Origin of the sequence: Actinokineospora sp. NBRC 105648 (assembly GCF_030269645.1) — a bacterium.
Taxonomy (GTDB): domain Bacteria; phylum Actinomycetota; class Actinomycetes; order Mycobacteriales; family Pseudonocardiaceae; genus Actinokineospora.
The window spans coordinates 70,595-85,993 of record NZ_BSTR01000011.1; the positions used below are offsets into that span (position 1 = coordinate 70,595).

The following is a 15,399-nucleotide window of genomic DNA, read 5'->3' on the forward strand; positions in this document are numbered from 1 at the left end:
ATCAACCTCCGATGAGCACGCGTTCGATCTCTGTTTGAAGCCTATCTTGTGTTGCCCGCTCTGACAGGGCTAGCGCGGTCAGGGCACGCCGGGCGCGAAGGTACTGCGTGGTCTCCTCGTCGAAGAGGAACGTGGAGGATTCGTGGTGTTCGACCAACACGGCTGATCCGACCTGGTCGAAGTCCATGAGGTACCAGCCGAACATGGCAAGGGCTGTGGGTTGCTCGACCAGTCGGATCGAGATTCCGTCGCGGCGCGCCAGCGTAGCGACGTGCCGGAGTTGGGTGGCGAACGCCTCGGGTTCGCACAGTTGGTTCCGCAGCGCGAAGTCTCCGATCAACGCGGTGTAGTCGACCTGTCTGCGATCCAAGAGCCCTTGCCGCTGCCTGCGTGCGCCCAAGCGGGCGTTGAGATCTTTCTCGGGTACTCCCCACTCGCGCATGAGCGCCTCGGCGTAGGCCGGGGTTTGGAGCAACCCTGGGATGATGGATGGGCTCCAGTCGGTCATCCGGATGGCCTCGTGTTCGTAGGCGGCCAGGGCGCCCAGTTCTGTTGGCACGCCCGCTGGTGGTCGGTCCCACCAGCCCAGGGTCGACACCTCCTTGGCCCTGGCCACCAGTTCGGTCCTCCGGTCGGCCGGGACCTGGTAGATCATGGCCAGGCCCATCACCGATTCGGGTGAAATATGGCGTTGGCCGCGTTCCAGTCTGCTCAGGTGGGAGGGGTTCCACTGGATCTCCTCGCAGGTCTGGGCCAGGCTCATCCCGGCGTTTTCCCTGATGGCGCGCAGTTCCGCGCCCAGTGCTCGGTCTCGTGGTGTCCCGGGCTTGTGGTTCCCACCCATCCGGCACGGCTCCTCTCCAGGACTTTCGGTCGCTGCGGGCAACACCCTACGGTCAATTTCGTCCGAGGGGTCAAGCGAACGACATTCTGGGAGACACCGTGAACGAGCGCAATCTGAGGGTCTGCGTGGGCCTCACCGTCGAGGACGACTGCGAGATGAGCTACCGGGTGGACAACGGCGAGCTCATCGACTTCCTCTTCGGAGACCGCTGTGACGGCTTCGAGTTCGCGTTCGAGGGTAGCAGCCTGCGGCGGTTCGTCACCGCGGCGACGGAGGCGTTGCGGATCCTCGACACCGAGTTCACCGAGCCCGCGTTGGAAACCGCGAAGTCCTAAGAGGACCCAGCGATAGGTTCAGGATGAAGTCATCCGAACCGCACTGGTAGGCCGTCCTTCGGGATGGGTAGCGCTGTCTGGTCCCAGCTGACCTCGTAGCCCGGCGGCAGGGACCAGCTGTGCTGCCGCAGCATCTCGTGCAGGAGGGTTTTGATCTCGTACATGCCGAAGTGCAGTCCGATGCACTTGTGCACGCCACCGCCGAAGGGCATCCAGGCGTAGCGGTGGACCTTGTCCTCCCGCCTGCCCTCGGCGAACCGGTCTGGGTCGAAGCGGTGCGGGTCGGGCCAGTACTCGGGGAGGAGGTGGTTGAGCCACGGGGTCAGCGTGACCATGGTCCCCGCGGGCACGAAGTGGCCGAGGACCTCGGTGTCCTTGACCGCCTCGCGGGTCAGGGACGGGACCGGGGTGACCAGTCGGAGCGACTCCTTGATCACGTGGTCGAGGGTGGTCAGCCGGTCCAGCTCCACCGTCCCCAGTGGACCATCGCCGAGCCCGGCCGACTCGGCACGGGCCCGCTCCTGCCACTCGGGGTGCTTGGCCAGGTGGTAGACCGCCGCCGTGGCCGCGACGGTGCTCGTGTCGTGGGCGGCCATCATCAGGAAGATCATGTGGTTGACGACGTCGTCGTCGCTGAACGTGGCGCCGTCGTCCAGGCGGGCGTGCCGCAGGGCGGAGAACAGGTCGGTGCCGTCGCGGCGGTTGTCGAGCTGGGTGCGGAAGTACGCCTCCAGGGTCCGCCGCCCGCGCAGGCCTGCGGCCCACCGGCCGCCCGGGACCGGGTGGCGCACCAGTGCGGTCCCGCCGCGCACGACGTCGACGAACGCGCCGGTGAGGCGGGGGTCGCGCGGGCCGCCCATGAAGACCTCGGCGGCGATGTCGAGGGTCAGCTCCTTGAGGCGCGGGTACACCGCCAGGGTCCCCGACCAGGCCGGCACCTGCCTGCGCGCCACCTCCGCCACCCGCTCGAGGTACCCCTCGATCCGCGGCGCGGTGAACGCCTCCTGCATCAGGCGGCGGTGGAACAGGTGCTCCTCGAAGTCGAGCAGCATCAGCCCGCGCGGGAAGAACGGGCCGAGGAAGTACTCCCACCCCTGCTGCGAGAACGCCTTGTCCTTGTTGGCGAACACCTCTTGCGCGGCGTCCGGCCCCACCGCGGTGACCATCCGGACGCCGAACGCCCGGATCCAGGACACCGCCCCGAACCGGCGGTAGCGCTCCAGCCCGAAGTCGACCCCGCGCCGCAGGATGCCCACGGTGTGGCCGATCACCGGCAGGCCGCCGTCCCCGGGAACGGGCAACAACCCGGGTGGCGGGCTGGCGAACTCGGTCACCGGCCATGGCCGCCCACTGACCCACCTGTCGACCCGGTCCACCACCGTCATGCCGCCCAGTCTCCCACCACCGGTGATCATCTGGCGAGGCCTCGTCCCCTGGACAGTTCAGTGACGAAAGCCGGCCGTCGTGGCCGGAATTCGGGCCGAATTCCGCGATGTTCACCTGTTAAGGGAGTTGAATGCATACCATCGGCTGAATGAATTCTCGTTCGGTGTAATTCAAGCACGCTCCGTGCATTTGCCTTGTTGCTAAGCTGGCTGCTTATCCAGCGCGGCGGACAGAGGTGCGTGATGGGGCAGGAGAACTGGGAACCCGACCCCGCGGCGGCCTTCGCGCGCAGGCTCGGCATCTCCCCGAAGGACCCGGGCAGCGGGCGTGCGGGCGGGGACACGGCCAGCGGCGGCGATGGCGGTTGCCCCGACATCTGGTTGCTCGACAACGGGGATGTCGCCGTGGTGGGGCGGGATCTGACCGAGGTCTACCGCTCCCGGCTGCCGTTCGGGGTGAGCGTCGGGCCCGCGGAGCGGCTGGTCGTGCTGCCGCGCGGCATGGTGGTCGCGGCCAAGGCGGACATCCCGGATGCGTGAGCTGCTCGCCGCCGCCGACGGGGTTCGGTTGCTGGGCGCTGATTACTGGCGTGACTTCGACGAGAACTTCTGGTCCACCGGGCCATCCGGATTCTGGAAGGTCGAGAGGTTGCAGCGGTTCCGGGAGCCCGGCGACGAGAGCTGGGTGGCCTTCGCCGGTGGCGACTGGGAAAAAGCCCTTGCATTGCTGCAAGCGCGCAGGCCGAGCCTGGCCGGATATCGCGACCGGCTCCGCGCCCAGGGCTTCGAGAACCGGCGGGTGCGCGTCGTCGAACCACCGCTCAACGCTTACCTGCAATGGGAGCTGCACCTATTGCTGCTGCGCGACGAGTACGGCGCGCGGACGCGGGTCCTCGACGCTGAGCACGTGCGTCCGCTGGAGTCCGACGGCGTGCTGCCCGAACTCGTCGTCCTCGGCGACGAGGTGGTGTACGAGCTGCTCTACGACCAGGACGGCCTGCAAGAAGGCGGGATCCGCTTCACCCGGCCGGAACTGGTCGCGCGGGCCAGGGAGCTGGTCGCCGGGCTCTACGCCCGGGCCGAGGACATCACGGCGTACTTCCAACGCGAGGTGGCGGTCTTGGAGCCGCCCGTGCGGAGCGGCTGATGGCCGCGGACGAGCACTCCTCCGACGAACACGGCGAGGACCACCACCCCCGCTCGGACGTCTCCGGGGCCGCCAACGACGTCGTGCAGGCGCGCGACATCCATGGCGGAGTGCACCTCCACAACTCGACCGCGCCACCGCGCCCGGTCCCGCGCCAGCTGCCGGGGAACGTCAGCAGCTTCGTCAACCGGTTGGCCGAGCTTCGCAGGCTCGACGCCCTGCTCGACCCCGGCGACAGCCCGGAGCGGGCCGTCGGCGTGTACGTGATCACCGGTACGGCCGGCGTCGGCAAGACCTCCCTCGCGTTGCACTGGGCGCATCGGGTCCGTCACCGCTTCCCCGACGGCCAGCTCTACGTCAACCTGCGCGGCTACGACCCGGGCCCGCCGGTAACCCCGGAGCAGGCCCTCGACCAGTTCCTCCGGGCGCTCGGCGTCCCGCCCGCGAATATCCCCGTGGCGCTCGCCGACCGCTCGGCGCTGTTGCGCTCCTTACTCGCTGAGCGACGAACACTGGTCATCTTGGACAACGCGGCGACCGCGAGTCAGGTTAGGCCCCTGCTGCCCGGGACCTCGGCATGCTTGGTCCTCGTTACCAGTAGGCACCGCTTCTCCGGGCTGGTCGCGCGGGACGGCGCTCAGCGGCTTGTGCTCGACCTGCTGTCCGAGGCCGATGCCGTGGAGCTGCTGCGGACGGTGATGTCCGACTACCGCACCAAGGACGAGACGGTCGACCTTGTCGAGTTGGCGCGGCTGTGCGCCAGGCTTCCGCTCGCGCTGCGCATAGCGGCCGAGCGCGCCAGCAGCAGACCGCTCATGCAGCTTGATGAGCTAATCGGCGACCTCCGCGACGAATCAGCGTTGTGGGACGCACTCGCTGCGGAGCAAGATGACGAAGCTGACGCGGTGCGCAGCGTGTTCGCCTGGTCCTATCGTGCGCTGCCACCGCAGGCTGCGCGGCTGTTCTGCCTGCTGGGGCTGCACCCCGGCCCCGAGTTTGGCATCGCGGCCGCGGCCGCGATGCTTGGTGTCGAGCCTGCGGTCGCTCGGCGACAGTTGGATGCGTTGGTCGGCGCGCACATGATCGAACAACCAGCGTCGGGCCGGTTTCAGTTTCACGACCTGTTGCGCGCCTATGCCGCGCAACAGGCGCAGCAGCAGGAAGACTCCGCCAGCAGGCTGATGGCGGTGGTGCGCGTGCTGCACTTCTACGCGCACACTCTGGCTTCGGCGGTCCTATTATTGGCTCCCCAGGATCGACTGGTGCCCTTGCACGATTTTGCTCGCGACGTGCGTCCGTTAAGTTTTACCGATCGAGGAGTGGCACTCAATTGGTTCATACTGGAGCACGCTAACCTCATCGCTGGGATACGCATCGCGACCGCTCATGAGTTCTTCGAGCTCGCTTGGTGTGTCGCCGCAATGCTGCGAGGGGTTCAGGAGCGCCGGAACACATTTGGTGCATGGTTTGAGACCGCGCGGCTGGGGCTCAAGGCCGCCCGGCGGACGGGACACCGGTACGGTGAAGCCGAGATGTTGGACAGCCTCGGGAAGGCGAACTTGCAATCGCAGCTCCTGGTCGAGTCTTCGGCATGCCACGAAGAGGCGCTGCGAATCCGGCGTGAGATCGGAGATCGGTTCGGCGAGGGAGTGTCCATCAATGCCTTCGGGCTGCTGGCATGGCGGCGAAGGCGACTCTTCGATGCTCGCGACCGCTTCACGGAAGCCATGTTGGTTTTCCGTGAGTTGAGTGAGACCCAGTGGCAGGCAGTAATAGCGACAAACCTGGGCATGACCCAGTACGAGTTGCTTGACGTCACTAGCGCCGTCGGCACACTCATCCGGGCGGCGGCAGCTCACCGTAAATCGGGTAACCGGGCGTACGAGGGCAGCGCTTTGTTCCATTTGTCCATGGCCCAACGGGAGTCTGGCGATCTTGGTAGCGCAATGTCTTCGATCCACGATGCCATGGAGATCGCTGAGCAGGACACTTACCACGCTTGGGGTGCCTTCTGGCTGTTGGAGTTCGCCCAAGTTCAACGGGCTTGTGGTGATCCTGCTGACGCATTGATTTCTTACCAGCGCTCAGCAGCAGTCCAGCGTGGACTCGGCGACCGCAACCGGGAGGCGATGGCGCTGGATGGAACCGGGGAGGCGTACCGGGAACTCGGAAGACCCGACCAAGCGGCGGCGTTTCACCGGATGGCCATCGCATTGTACCGAGAGACCGGGGATAGGTGGGCGCACGCTCAGGCGTTGGCGAACCTGGGGTTTGTGCTGGACGACGACGCGGCGCGGCCGTACCGAGAGGAGGCGGCCCGGCTACTGGTGGACTTTGATGACCCGCGGGCGGTACGGCTCCGTGACAGCCTTGGGTCAGCCGGTCGGTGAGGTGAGGACTGCGACGGCGAGGGCGGTCAGTTCGGCGGGGAGGCCCGGGCGGGTGCTGATGTGGTGGGTGCGCGGCAGGTCGTTCACGATCGTCAGTGCGGCGTGCACGGTCACCCGGGCGGCGGGCTCGGTCAGGGTCGGGGTGATCTCGCGCAGGAGGCGGACCCATTCGGCGACGTAGCCGCGTTGTAGGGCGCGCAGTTCGCGGGCGTCGCGTTCGGGGAGGTTGGCCAGTTCCGTCGTGTAGACGGCGATCAGGTCGTCCGAGCGCAGCACCGTGTCTACATAGGACCGGGACAGTCTGGCCAAGGCGTCCCGCGCGTCCACCGCCGAGGCGAGGGAGTCCTCCAGGCCCAGTCGCAGCCGGTCGGCCATTCGGCGGCTGGCGGCCAGCAGGATGTCGGACTTCGAGCTGAAGTGCCGGTAGATGCTCGGGCCCGCGATCCCGGTGGCCGCTCCGATGTCCTCCATGCTTACCGCGGGGAAACCGCGTTCTCGGAACAGGCGGGTGGCCGCGGACAGCAGCTCCTCCCGGCGCGTCGGCGGCGGAGTCGGCACGCGGCGGACCGTCGAGGTGGTGGGCAGGGGAGCGCGGACGACGGCCTCGCCGAGGCGGGCCAGCAGCTCGATGAACTCGGTGCGGGGCGGGGACGCGTGGTGGTCGCCGACGCTGCCGAACACGCTCAGCGCGGCGAAGCAGAGCAGGTTGGCCTCGCCCGCGTCCAGTTCGGGGCGCAGGGTGCGCAGGCCGGAGAGCCACTGGGTGAGCAGCGCGCCCACCCGCCTGCGGATCTCCTTCTGGTCGCCGGGGTGCAGGTGCCTGCCCTGCCACCGCCACAGCGCGGTCAGCGCGCGCTGCTCGATTGAGACGTCGGCGGCCGCCAGCAGCAGCGGGCGCAGGCCGCGGGCCGGGTCGTCCTCGGTGGCGGCCACCGCGTCGTGGACGCGTTCGGTGAGCTTGTCGATGCCGGTGAGCAGCACGAAGCCGAGCACGTCCTGCTTGTTCTGGAAGTGCCGGTAGAGCGCGGGCCCGGTGATGCCGGCCGCCGCGGCGATCTCGTTGACGCCGACGGCGTGGTAGCCGCGCCGCCCGAACAGCTCGGCGGCGGCGACCGCCAGCTGGGCCTTGCGGTCGCGCGGTCGGCGAACAGGCGCACCGGTCACCGCGCGGCCTCCGTTCGTGAGGTTGGATTTACCACCGTAGGGGACGCATCCCACGTTGACAACCTGCGGATTCGCGGCACTATGTTAATAGGCATTAGCGCCAGTCAGCTCAGGGACCAGCTCAGGAGAGGACCGACGAGCGTGAGTACGGAAGCGTTCATCTACGAGGCGATCCGCACGCCCCGTGGCCGTGGCAAGCAGAACGGCTCGCTGCACGGCGTCAAGCCCATCTCGCTCGTCGTCGGCCTGATCGACGAGCTCAAGGCCCGGCACCCCGACCTGGACCCGGCCACCATCGACGACGTCATCCTGGGCGTGGTCTCCCCGGTCGGCGACCAGGGCTCGGTCCTCCCGCGCAGCGCCGCGATCCTCGCCGGCCTGCCCGACTCGGTCGCCGGCCTGCAGATCGACCGGTTCTGCGCGTCCGGTCTGGAGGCGGTGAACACCGCCGCGGAAAAGGTCCGCTCCGGCTGGAACCAGCTGATCGTCGCGGGTGGTGTCGAGTCGATGTCGCGGGTCCCGATGGGCTCCGACGGCGGCGCGTGGTTCAACGACCCGGAGACCAACTACGACTCCTACTTCGTCCCGCAGGGCGTCAGCGCCGACCTGATCGCCACCATCGAGGGCTTCAGCCGGGCCGACGTCGACGCCTACGCGGTCGAGTCCCAGCGCCGCGCGGCCGCCGCCTGGTCGGCGGGCTACTTCGCCAAGTCCGTGGTCCCGGTGCGCGACCGCAACGGCGTGGTCCTGCTCGACCACGACGAGCACATGCGGCCCGAGTCCACTGTGGAGGGACTGGGTAAGCTCAAGGCCTCGTTCGCCGCGATCGGTGAGATGGGCGGCTTCGACGCGGTGGCACTGCAGAAGTACCACGCCGTGGAGAAGATCGACCACGTGCACACCGCCGCGAACTCCTCGGGCATCGTCGACGGCGCCGCGCTGGTGCTGATCGGCAACGAGGCCGTCGGCAGCGCCGCCGGGCTCACCCCGCGCGCCCGCATCGTCTCCGCCGCGGTCACCGGCGCGGAGCCGACCATCATGCTCACCGGCCCGACCCCGGCCGCCCAGAAGGCGTTGCGGCTGGCCGGTCTCACCCCGGCCGACATCGACGTCTGGGAGCTCAACGAGGCGTTCGCCGCGGTGGTCCTGAAGTTCATGAAGGACCTGGAGATCCCGCACGAGAAGATCAACGTCAACGGCGGCGCGATCGCCATGGGCCACCCGCTCGGCGCGACCGGCGCGATGATCACCGGCACCGTCGTCGACGAGCTCGAGCGCCGCGGCGCCCGGCGCGGTCTGGTCACCCTGTGCATCGGCGGCGGCATGGGCGTCGCGACCATCATCGAGCGAGTCTGAGGCCACGGACACACACATGAGCGAGAACATGATCACCTGGGAGTCCGACGCCGAGGGCATCGTCACGCTGACGATGGACGACCCGAACCAGGGCGCCAACACCATGAACGACCTCTTCCGCACCTCCATCGCGGCGGTGGTCGAGCGGCTGGAGTCCGAAAAGGACTCCATCACCGGGGTCGTGGTCACCTCCGGCAAGAAGACCTTCTTCGCCGGTGGCGACCTCAACCAGCTCATCCAGGCGCGGCCGGAGAACGCCGCGGAGATGACCGCGACCGTCGACGCCATGAAGGACTACCTGCGCCGCCTGGAGACGCTGGGCAAGCCGGTCGTCGCGGCGATCAACGGCGCGGCGCTCGGCGGCGGCTACGAGATCGCGCTGGCCACCCACCACCGGATCGCCCTCGACGCCAAGGGCAGCGAGATCGGCCTGCCCGAGGTGAGCCTGGGCCTGCTGCCCGGCGGTGGCGGCATCTCCCGCACCGTGCGGCTGCTGGGCATCCAGGGCGCGCTGCTCAACGTGCTGCTGCAGGGCCAGCGGCACAAGCCCGCCAAGGCCAAGGAACTCGGTCTGGTCGACGAGCTGGTGTCCACTCCGGACGAACTGGTCGCGGCGGCCAAGGCGTGGGTCAGGGCCAACCCCGAGGCCCAGCAGCCCTGGGACGTCAAGGGTTTCAAGATCCCCGGTGGCACCCCGTCGCACCCGGCGTTCGCGGCGAACCTGCCCGCGTTCCCGGCGAACCTGCGCAAGCAGCTCAAGGGCGCGCCGATGCCCGCCCCGCGCAACATCCTGGCCGCGGCCATCGAGGGCGCGCAGGTCGACATCGACACCGCGACCAAGATCGAGACGCAGTACTTCGTGAACCTGGCGGTGGGTCAGGTCGCGAAGAACATGACCAAGGCGTTCTTCTTCGACCTGCAGGCCATCAACAAGGGCAACAGCCGCCCCGAGGGCCAGCCGAAGTACACCGCGCGGAAGGTGGCCGTGCTCGGCGCGGGCATGATGGGCGCGGGCATCGCCTATTCCAGTGCGCGCGCGGGGATCGAGGTCGTGCTCAAGGACGTTTCCCTTGAGGCGGCGGAGAAGGGCAAGGAGTACTCGGCGAAGATCCTGGCCAAGGCCGTGTCCCGGGGCAAGCTGACCCAGGAGAAGGCCGACGAGGTGCTGGCGCGGATCACCCCGACCGCCTCGCCGCAGGACGTCGCGGGTGTGGACCTGGTCGTGGAGGCGGTGTTCGAGAGCCCGGAGCTGAAGAAGAAGGTCTTCGGCGAGATCGAGGACCTGGTCGCGCCGGACGCGCTGCTGGGCTCGAACACCTCGACGCTGCCGATCACGCTGCTCTCCGAGGGCGTCAAGCGGCAGGAGGACTTCATCGGCCTGCACTTCTTCTCCCCGGTCGACAAGATGCCGCTGCTGGAGATCGTGGTCGGTGACAAGACCAGCGATGTCGCGCTGGCCAAGGCTTTCGACTACGCGCTGCAGATCAAGAAGACGCCGATCGTGGTCAACGACAGCCGCGGCTTCTTCACCAGCCGGGTGATCGGCACGTTCATCAACGAGGCCGTCGCCATGATCGGCGAGGGCATCGCGGCGTCGTCGATCGAGCAGGCGGGCTCGCAGTCTGGCTACCCCGCGCCGCCGCTGCAGCTGCTCGACGAGCTCACCTTCACGCTCCCGCGCAAGATCCGCGACGAGACCCGTGCCGCGATCGAGGCGGCGGGCGGGACCTGGCCCGCGCACCCGTCGGACTCCGTGCTGGACAGGCTGATCGACGAGTTCGACCGCAAGGGGCGCTCGTCGGGTGCGGGCTTCTACGAGTACGACGACGAGGGCAAGCGCACCGGGCTGTGGCCGGGGCTGCGCGACGCCTTCGGTGGCACGGCGGAGATCCCGTTCGTCGACATGCAGGAGCGGATGCTCTTCGCCGAGGCGCTCGAGACGGTGAAGTGCTTCGACGAGGGCGTCCTGCGCACCGTGCCGGACGCCAACATCGGCTCGGTCTTCGGCATCGGCTTCCCGCCCTGGACCGGTGGCGTGATCCAGTACGTCAACGGCTACCCGGGCGGTCTCGCCGGGTTCGTGGCCAGGGCCAACGAGCTGGCCGACCGCTACGGCGACCGGTTCCGCCCGCCCGCCTCGCTGGTGGCGAGGGCGGAGAAGAACGAGATCTTCGAATAGCGCCTGATCGCAAGCGGCCCGCCACTGACCAGTGGCGGGCCGCTCGCGTTTCGCCGCTGGAGTCCGCCGCCCGTGCTTGCCCGCCCCGGTACTCGGTGTTACCGTATAGTGGTACTCGGTACCACCGAGTACCGGGCGGGTCAGGAGGGTGGGGATGGACGATCTGACGGAGATGCTGAAGGGCACGCTCGAGGGGTGCGTGCTCGAGATCATCGGCGGCGAGGAGACCTACGGCTACGCCATCACGCGTCGGCTGAACGAGCTCGGTTTCGTCGACGTCATCGAGGGAACGGTCTACACAATCCTGCTGCGGCTGGAGAAGAACGGGCTCGTCGAGGTGGTGAAACGCCCGTCCGGACTGGGCCCGCCGCGCAAGTTCTACGCGCTCAACGACGCGGGACGCCGGGAGCTCACGACGTTCTGGGCGAAGTGGGAGTACGTCTCATCGCGGATCGACAAGCTGAAGGCGGGGGCGGCATGAGTTTCTGGGAGACAATCACCGGCAGTGACATCACCAGGGAGTCGAAGGCGTTCGAATCCCGGGCCGAGGCGTTGCCCGCAGATTACCGGGTGGCGTGGGAGAAGATCAAGGTCCGGCTTTCCCCGCACTCGGACTTCACCGGTCGAAACCTGATTCCGATCCTCGACGGCGTTCTGGGGCTGCTTGAGGAGACGGCGGCCGAGGGGCAGGAAATCGATGAGGTGCTGGGTGCGGACATCGACGGCTTCTGCGCGGCGTTGGTCGGCGGAGAAGGCGGCCGAACCTATCGCGACCGGTGGCGTGCGCAGTTGAACCGGAACGTCGCACGGAAATTGGACCGGCTGGGAGGGTGACATGGGTATCCAGGACATGATCGAGGGCAAGCGGCAGTGGTGGGCGCACGTGGCCCGGGTCAAGGCGCTCCCCCGGGACTACCAGATCGTCTACAAGGAGATGCAGAAGTACTTCTTCAAGGTCGGGCCGGTCGAACTGGGCGACGGTTCCCTGCTCTCGGGCGTGGTCGACTTCTTCGAGGAGGGCGTGCTGGCGGGCAAAGGCGTGCTGGAACTCATCGGTACCGATGTCGCGGCCTTTTGCGATGAGCTGGTGAAAGACTCGCGCACCTACGCTGACATCTATCAGGACTCCATCAACGGGAAATCCGACACGGCCGAGAATTAGCCGCCAATTGACCGACCACCGATCGGTGGTCGGTCAATGGCCTGCCGTCAGGCGAGCCGCGGCGAAGTGCCTCGCTCGGATGCCCAACCGGACCCAGCCGACTCGATCGACCATCAGGACGACGGCGTCGAGCCGGCTGCCGACCGCCGCGTAGTCGTTCACGTCGCGGATCACTTCCATGTCGGAGTTCAGCACGTAGTCGATCGAGGCGGGTGGTGGGTCCGCGATACCGATGATCGTGACGATCACTCCCCAGGCGTGTTGGCTGGTGACCTCGCAGGTCACGACGTCGCCGACCGCGACCTCCGCCTCTGGCACCGGGGAACCCACCTGCTCTCATCTCCGGCAGGTGGCCGACCGGCCGGTGGCGCCAGGGTAGGTCAGCCCTTCGTCAGCGCTCCAGTGGTGTGTCGAACTCGCTGAGGCGCACCCGGATCCCCGGCGAGCCGAACGGCTCGACGGACACGTCCAGCGCGCGCAGGTAGCCGGTGCCGTCGTCGATGGTGGCCTCCAGGTACTGGCGGTCGGTGCCGCCCAGGGTGACGGTCCCGGTGACGCGGCAGCCGTCCCGTTTGCCCGATCGCAGTTGGCCGGTGACCTGCGCGAGCAGGCGCACGAAGGTGGGCACGCTGCTCAGCAGCGGTTTCTCCTCCTCGTTCGCGGGTCGCCAGACGCCGGGGCGGGTGCCCGCGGCCGGTCCGCTCAGCTCCAGTCTGCCGTCGACCAGCTTGGCCTCGCCCGTCTGCGCGGGTGGTCGCATGGTGTAGTGGGCGTTGCGACCGGTGGCGTCCGTCGTGCCGGTCGCGTTCATGATTCCCGAGACCTGCACCGAGAACCGGTGGCTCACCCCCGCCGTCTTGGTCAGGGCGGTGGTGAGGATCTCGTCCGGTGTCCGGCCCGCGGTTTGCGCTTCGCACGGTGCCGCCGCCTGCCGGGGCGCCAGCACGACCGCGGCCGTCGCCGCCGTGGCCGCCGCGAGCACCACGGCGGCCGCCGTCAGCGCCCAGGTCGGTGGGCGGAGTCGGATCCGGCGGAACCCGTCGCGCAGTTCGGCCGCGGTGGGGCGGGCCGCCGGGTCGGCCGCGGTCGCCGTGCGGAGGAGCCGCAGGAGGCGCGACGGCACGCGGGGCAGGTCGGGCAGGACGGGGCCGGGGGTACCGCCCAGGGCGGCGTACAGGGTCATGCCGAGTTGGTAGACGTCGCCCGCTCGGGACTCCGCCCGCTCGGGCGGGGTGAAGGCGTCGGACGGTGCCTGCTGGGTGAATCCGGCCAGGAGAGGGCGGTCGCCGAGGTCGAGGACCGCCTCGGGGGAGATCGCGCCGTGCACGAGGCCCGCGGTGTGGGTCGCGTCGAGCGCGTTCGCCAAGGCGATGCCGTACGCGCGCAGGTCGCGGGCCGACAGCGGGCCCAGCTCGATCCGGTCGGCCAGCAGCGGTGCCGACTCGACCGCCAGGTACGGGCGCCGGTCCGGGCCGACACCGGCGTCCAGCACGGCCGCGACCGCCGCGCGGTCGGACAACCCGGAGAGCGTGTGCGCCCAACGCCCGAACGCCGCCTCGTCGACCGGTTCGGGACCGGTGGTCCGTACCACCTCGTCGCCGGATCCGAGCACGAGCACCTCGGTCGGGCCGACCCATCCCCGCTCCATGCCAACCCCCTGTCGTCGGGACGAACCCTCGGGATCGAGATCGGTGCGCGCCGGACTTTCGTGTCATCCGCGGGTGGCCCGCGCGTCGCGGCAGGTGTCTACTGATCGGGTGCCCGGCGATCCCCGACTCCGCTTCCTCAACGCCGCCGATCACGCCGACGCGGTCGCGGACCTGTTGTCCTGTTGCGCCTCCCGCCGGTGGGCGGCCGAGGTCGTCGCGCAGCGCCCCTACGCCGACCTGGCCGGGGTCGAGGAGGTCTCGGCCGCCGTGCTGGCCAACCTGGACTGGGACGAGGTGCTGGTGGCCCTCGACGCGCACCCGCGGATCGGGGAGCGGGCGCGGGGCCACTCGCGGGAGGCGGGCTGGTCGCGGGCCGAGCAGTCCGGCGCCACGACCGACGACGAGCGGTTGCGGGCCGACCTCGTGCGCGGCAACGAGATCTACGAGCAGCGCTTCGACCACGTCTTCCTGGTCTGCGCCACCGGACTGTCGGCCGAGGACGTCCGCACCGCGCTGCGCCACCGGCTGGGCAACGACCGGGCCACCGAGCGGGTGGTGGTCCGCGCCGAGCTGACCAAGATCGTCGAACTGCGGCTGCGGAGGTTGGCGGGATGAGCGCGACGCTGTCCACGCACGTGCTCGACACCAGCCGCGGCACCCCGGCGGCCGGGGTCGCGGTGCGCCACGAGGTGCGCCGCGGTGGTCGGTGGCGCCTGGTCGACGAGGCCCGCACCGACGCCGACGGCCGGTTCACCGGCTGGTCGGCCGAGCCGGGGGAGCACCGGCTCGTCTTCGACACCGGCGCCTACCTGGGGCCCGACGCGTTCTACCCGGAGGTCGCGGTGGCCTTCCGGGTGTCGGCGGGGCACTACCACGTCCCGCTGCTGATCAGCCCGTTCGGCTATTCGACCTACCGGGGAAGCTGATGCACCTAGAGCTGGGCGACAACCAGTACGGCAAGGCGGAGACCAGGCTGGTGCGGGTCGACCGCGCGGGGGAGGCGCACCGGGTCACCGACCTGACGGTGACCACCACCCTCGCGGGTGATCTCGCCGCCACCCACCTGACCGGCGACAACAGCGGCGTCCTGCCGACCGACACCCAGAAGAACACCGTCTACGCGTTCGCCCGCGACGGCGTCGGGCAGGTCGAGGCGTTCGCGTTGCGGCTGGCCCGGCACTTCGTCGGGTCCGCGCCGACGATCACCCGCGCGCGGGTGGCGGTCGAGCAGCACCTCTGGGACCGCAACCCGGCCAACGGGCACTCCTTCGTGCGGGCCGCCGGGACGCGCACCGCGACCGCGGTGAGCGCGGAGGGCGGCGAGTGGGTGCTCTCCGGGGTGACCGACCTGACCGTGCTGAACACCACCGGCTCGGAGTTCCACGGCTTCCACCGCGACCGGTTCACCACCCTCGCCGAGACCACCGATCGCGTGCTGGCCACCGCGGTCACCGCCCGCTGGCGCCACCGCGACACCGAGCGCACCGACTGGAAGACCGCGTTCAGCGGCGCCCGCCAACGACTGCTCACCGCCTTCGCCGACACGCACAGCCTGTCGCTGCAGCAAACCCTGCACGCCATGGGCACCCAGGTGCTCGAGGGCGACGAGCACCTGGCCGAGATCCGGCTCTCGCTGCCCAACAAGCACCACTTCCTGGTCGACCTGTCGCCGTTCGAGCTGGACAACCCGGGCGAAGTGTTCTACGCGGCCGACCGGCCGTACGGGTTGATCGAGGGCACGGTGCTCCGCGACGACGCGCCCGATCCCGGATTGGCCTGGTGGTAGTC

Annotated in this window: 17 protein-coding genes; 12 read left to right on the forward strand and 5 right to left on the reverse strand. The window is 69.1% G+C overall.

What is annotated here, in order from left to right; all coding sequences use genetic code 11:
- Position 1: 1 nt before the first annotated feature.
- Positions 2 to 844, reverse strand: a complete 843-nt coding sequence (locus QSK30_RS13015) for a helix-turn-helix domain-containing protein (protein WP_285502599.1) — start codon at positions 842 to 844, stop codon at positions 2 to 4.
- A 98-nt stretch (positions 845 to 942) separates the two neighbouring features.
- On the opposite strand from QSK30_RS13015, the gene QSK30_RS13020 reads away from it, so the two are divergent.
- The gene (locus QSK30_RS13020; protein WP_285502600.1) at positions 943 to 1,179 is read left to right on the forward strand and encodes a hypothetical protein; all 237 of its coding nucleotides are present in this window, start codon (positions 943 to 945) and stop codon (positions 1,177 to 1,179) included.
- A gap of 29 nt (positions 1,180 to 1,208) precedes the next feature.
- Here the strand turns inward: QSK30_RS13020 and QSK30_RS13025 are convergent, their stop codons facing one another.
- On the reverse strand, positions 1,209 to 2,564 hold the full coding sequence (locus QSK30_RS13025) for a cytochrome P450 (RefSeq protein WP_285502602.1): 1,356 nt from the start codon (positions 2,562 to 2,564) through the stop codon (positions 1,209 to 1,211).
- Between the two features lie 243 nt (positions 2,565 to 2,807).
- Here QSK30_RS13025 and QSK30_RS13030 point away from each other — a divergent pair, with 243 nt between their 5' ends.
- From QSK30_RS13030 to QSK30_RS13040, 3 genes are read left to right on the forward strand one after another with little or no spacing between them, the layout of a single operon-like run.
- Positions 2,808 to 3,104, forward strand: a complete 297-nt coding sequence (locus QSK30_RS13030) for a hypothetical protein (RefSeq protein ID WP_285502604.1) — start codon at positions 2,808 to 2,810, stop codon at positions 3,102 to 3,104.
- On the forward strand, positions 3,097 to 3,711 hold the full coding sequence (locus QSK30_RS13035) for a DUF6879 family protein (protein ID WP_285502606.1): 615 nt from the start codon (positions 3,097 to 3,099) through the stop codon (positions 3,709 to 3,711). The genes QSK30_RS13030 and QSK30_RS13035 overlap by 8 nt, the downstream gene beginning before the upstream one ends.
- A complete protein-coding gene (locus QSK30_RS13040) occupies positions 3,711 to 6,101 on the forward strand; it encodes an ATP-binding protein (RefSeq protein ID WP_285502608.1) in 2,391 nt (796 codons plus the stop codon). The genes QSK30_RS13035 and QSK30_RS13040 overlap by 1 nt, the downstream gene beginning before the upstream one ends.
- Here the strand turns inward: QSK30_RS13040 and QSK30_RS13045 are convergent.
- A complete protein-coding gene (locus QSK30_RS13045; protein ID WP_285502610.1) occupies positions 6,087 to 7,265 on the reverse strand; it encodes a TetR/AcrR family transcriptional regulator in 1,179 nt (392 codons plus the stop codon). The genes QSK30_RS13040 and QSK30_RS13045 overlap by 15 nt on opposite strands.
- A gap of 141 nt (positions 7,266 to 7,406) precedes the next feature.
- Between QSK30_RS13045 and QSK30_RS13050 the strand changes: the two genes are divergently transcribed.
- The 5 genes from QSK30_RS13050 (at position 7,407) to QSK30_RS13070 (ending at position 11,962) form a co-directional block, all read left to right on the forward strand.
- On the forward strand, positions 7,407 to 8,621 hold the full coding sequence (locus QSK30_RS13050) for an acetyl-CoA C-acetyltransferase (protein ID WP_285502611.1): 1,215 nt from the start codon (positions 7,407 to 7,409) through the stop codon (positions 8,619 to 8,621).
- 16 nt (positions 8,622 to 8,637) lie between these two features.
- The gene (locus QSK30_RS13055) at positions 8,638 to 10,800 is read left to right on the forward strand and encodes a 3-hydroxyacyl-CoA dehydrogenase NAD-binding domain-containing protein (RefSeq protein WP_285502613.1); all 2,163 of its coding nucleotides are present in this window, start codon (positions 8,638 to 8,640) and stop codon (positions 10,798 to 10,800) included.
- A 154-nt stretch (positions 10,801 to 10,954) separates the two neighbouring features.
- Complete coding sequence (locus tag QSK30_RS13060; RefSeq protein ID WP_285502615.1) at positions 10,955 to 11,281, forward strand: PadR family transcriptional regulator; 327 nt, start codon at positions 10,955 to 10,957, stop codon at positions 11,279 to 11,281.
- Positions 11,278 to 11,634 (forward strand): DUF1048 domain-containing protein, encoded by a 357-nt coding sequence (locus QSK30_RS13065; RefSeq protein ID WP_285502616.1) that lies wholly within the window; start codon positions 11,278 to 11,280, stop codon positions 11,632 to 11,634. The genes QSK30_RS13060 and QSK30_RS13065 overlap by 4 nt, the downstream gene beginning before the upstream one ends.
- A gap of 1 nt (position 11,635) precedes the next feature.
- On the forward strand, positions 11,636 to 11,962 hold the full coding sequence (locus QSK30_RS13070) for a DUF1048 domain-containing protein (RefSeq protein ID WP_285502617.1): 327 nt from the start codon (positions 11,636 to 11,638) through the stop codon (positions 11,960 to 11,962).
- A gap of 33 nt (positions 11,963 to 11,995) precedes the next feature.
- On the opposite strand, the gene QSK30_RS13075 is transcribed toward QSK30_RS13070, so the two are convergent.
- Both QSK30_RS13075 and QSK30_RS13080 read right to left on the reverse strand, forming a co-directional pair.
- A complete protein-coding gene (locus QSK30_RS13075) occupies positions 11,996 to 12,280 on the reverse strand; it encodes a hypothetical protein (protein WP_285502618.1) in 285 nt (94 codons plus the stop codon).
- Positions 12,281 to 12,353: 73 nt separating this feature from the next.
- Positions 12,354 to 13,610, reverse strand: a complete 1,257-nt coding sequence (locus QSK30_RS13080; RefSeq protein WP_285502620.1) for a hypothetical protein — start codon at positions 13,608 to 13,610, stop codon at positions 12,354 to 12,356.
- A 73-nt stretch (positions 13,611 to 13,683) separates the two neighbouring features.
- On the opposite strand from QSK30_RS13080, the gene uraD reads away from it, so the two are divergent.
- From uraD to pucL, 3 genes are read left to right on the forward strand one after another with little or no spacing between them, the layout of a single operon-like run.
- Entirely contained in the window at positions 13,684 to 14,226 is a 543-nt protein-coding gene (uraD, locus tag QSK30_RS13085; RefSeq protein WP_285502621.1) for a 2-oxo-4-hydroxy-4-carboxy-5-ureidoimidazoline decarboxylase, read from the forward strand.
- Positions 14,223 to 14,537 carry a hydroxyisourate hydrolase gene (gene uraH, locus QSK30_RS13090; protein WP_285502622.1) on the forward strand — a complete coding sequence of 105 codons (315 nt, stop codon included), beginning with the start codon at positions 14,223 to 14,225 and terminating at the stop codon, positions 14,535 to 14,537. The genes uraD and uraH overlap by 4 nt, the downstream gene beginning before the upstream one ends.
- Positions 14,537 to 15,397, forward strand: a complete 861-nt coding sequence (pucL, locus tag QSK30_RS13095; protein ID WP_285502623.1) for a factor-independent urate hydroxylase — start codon at positions 14,537 to 14,539, stop codon at positions 15,395 to 15,397. The genes uraH and pucL overlap by 1 nt, the downstream gene beginning before the upstream one ends.
- Positions 15,398 to 15,399 lie beyond the last annotated feature (2 nt).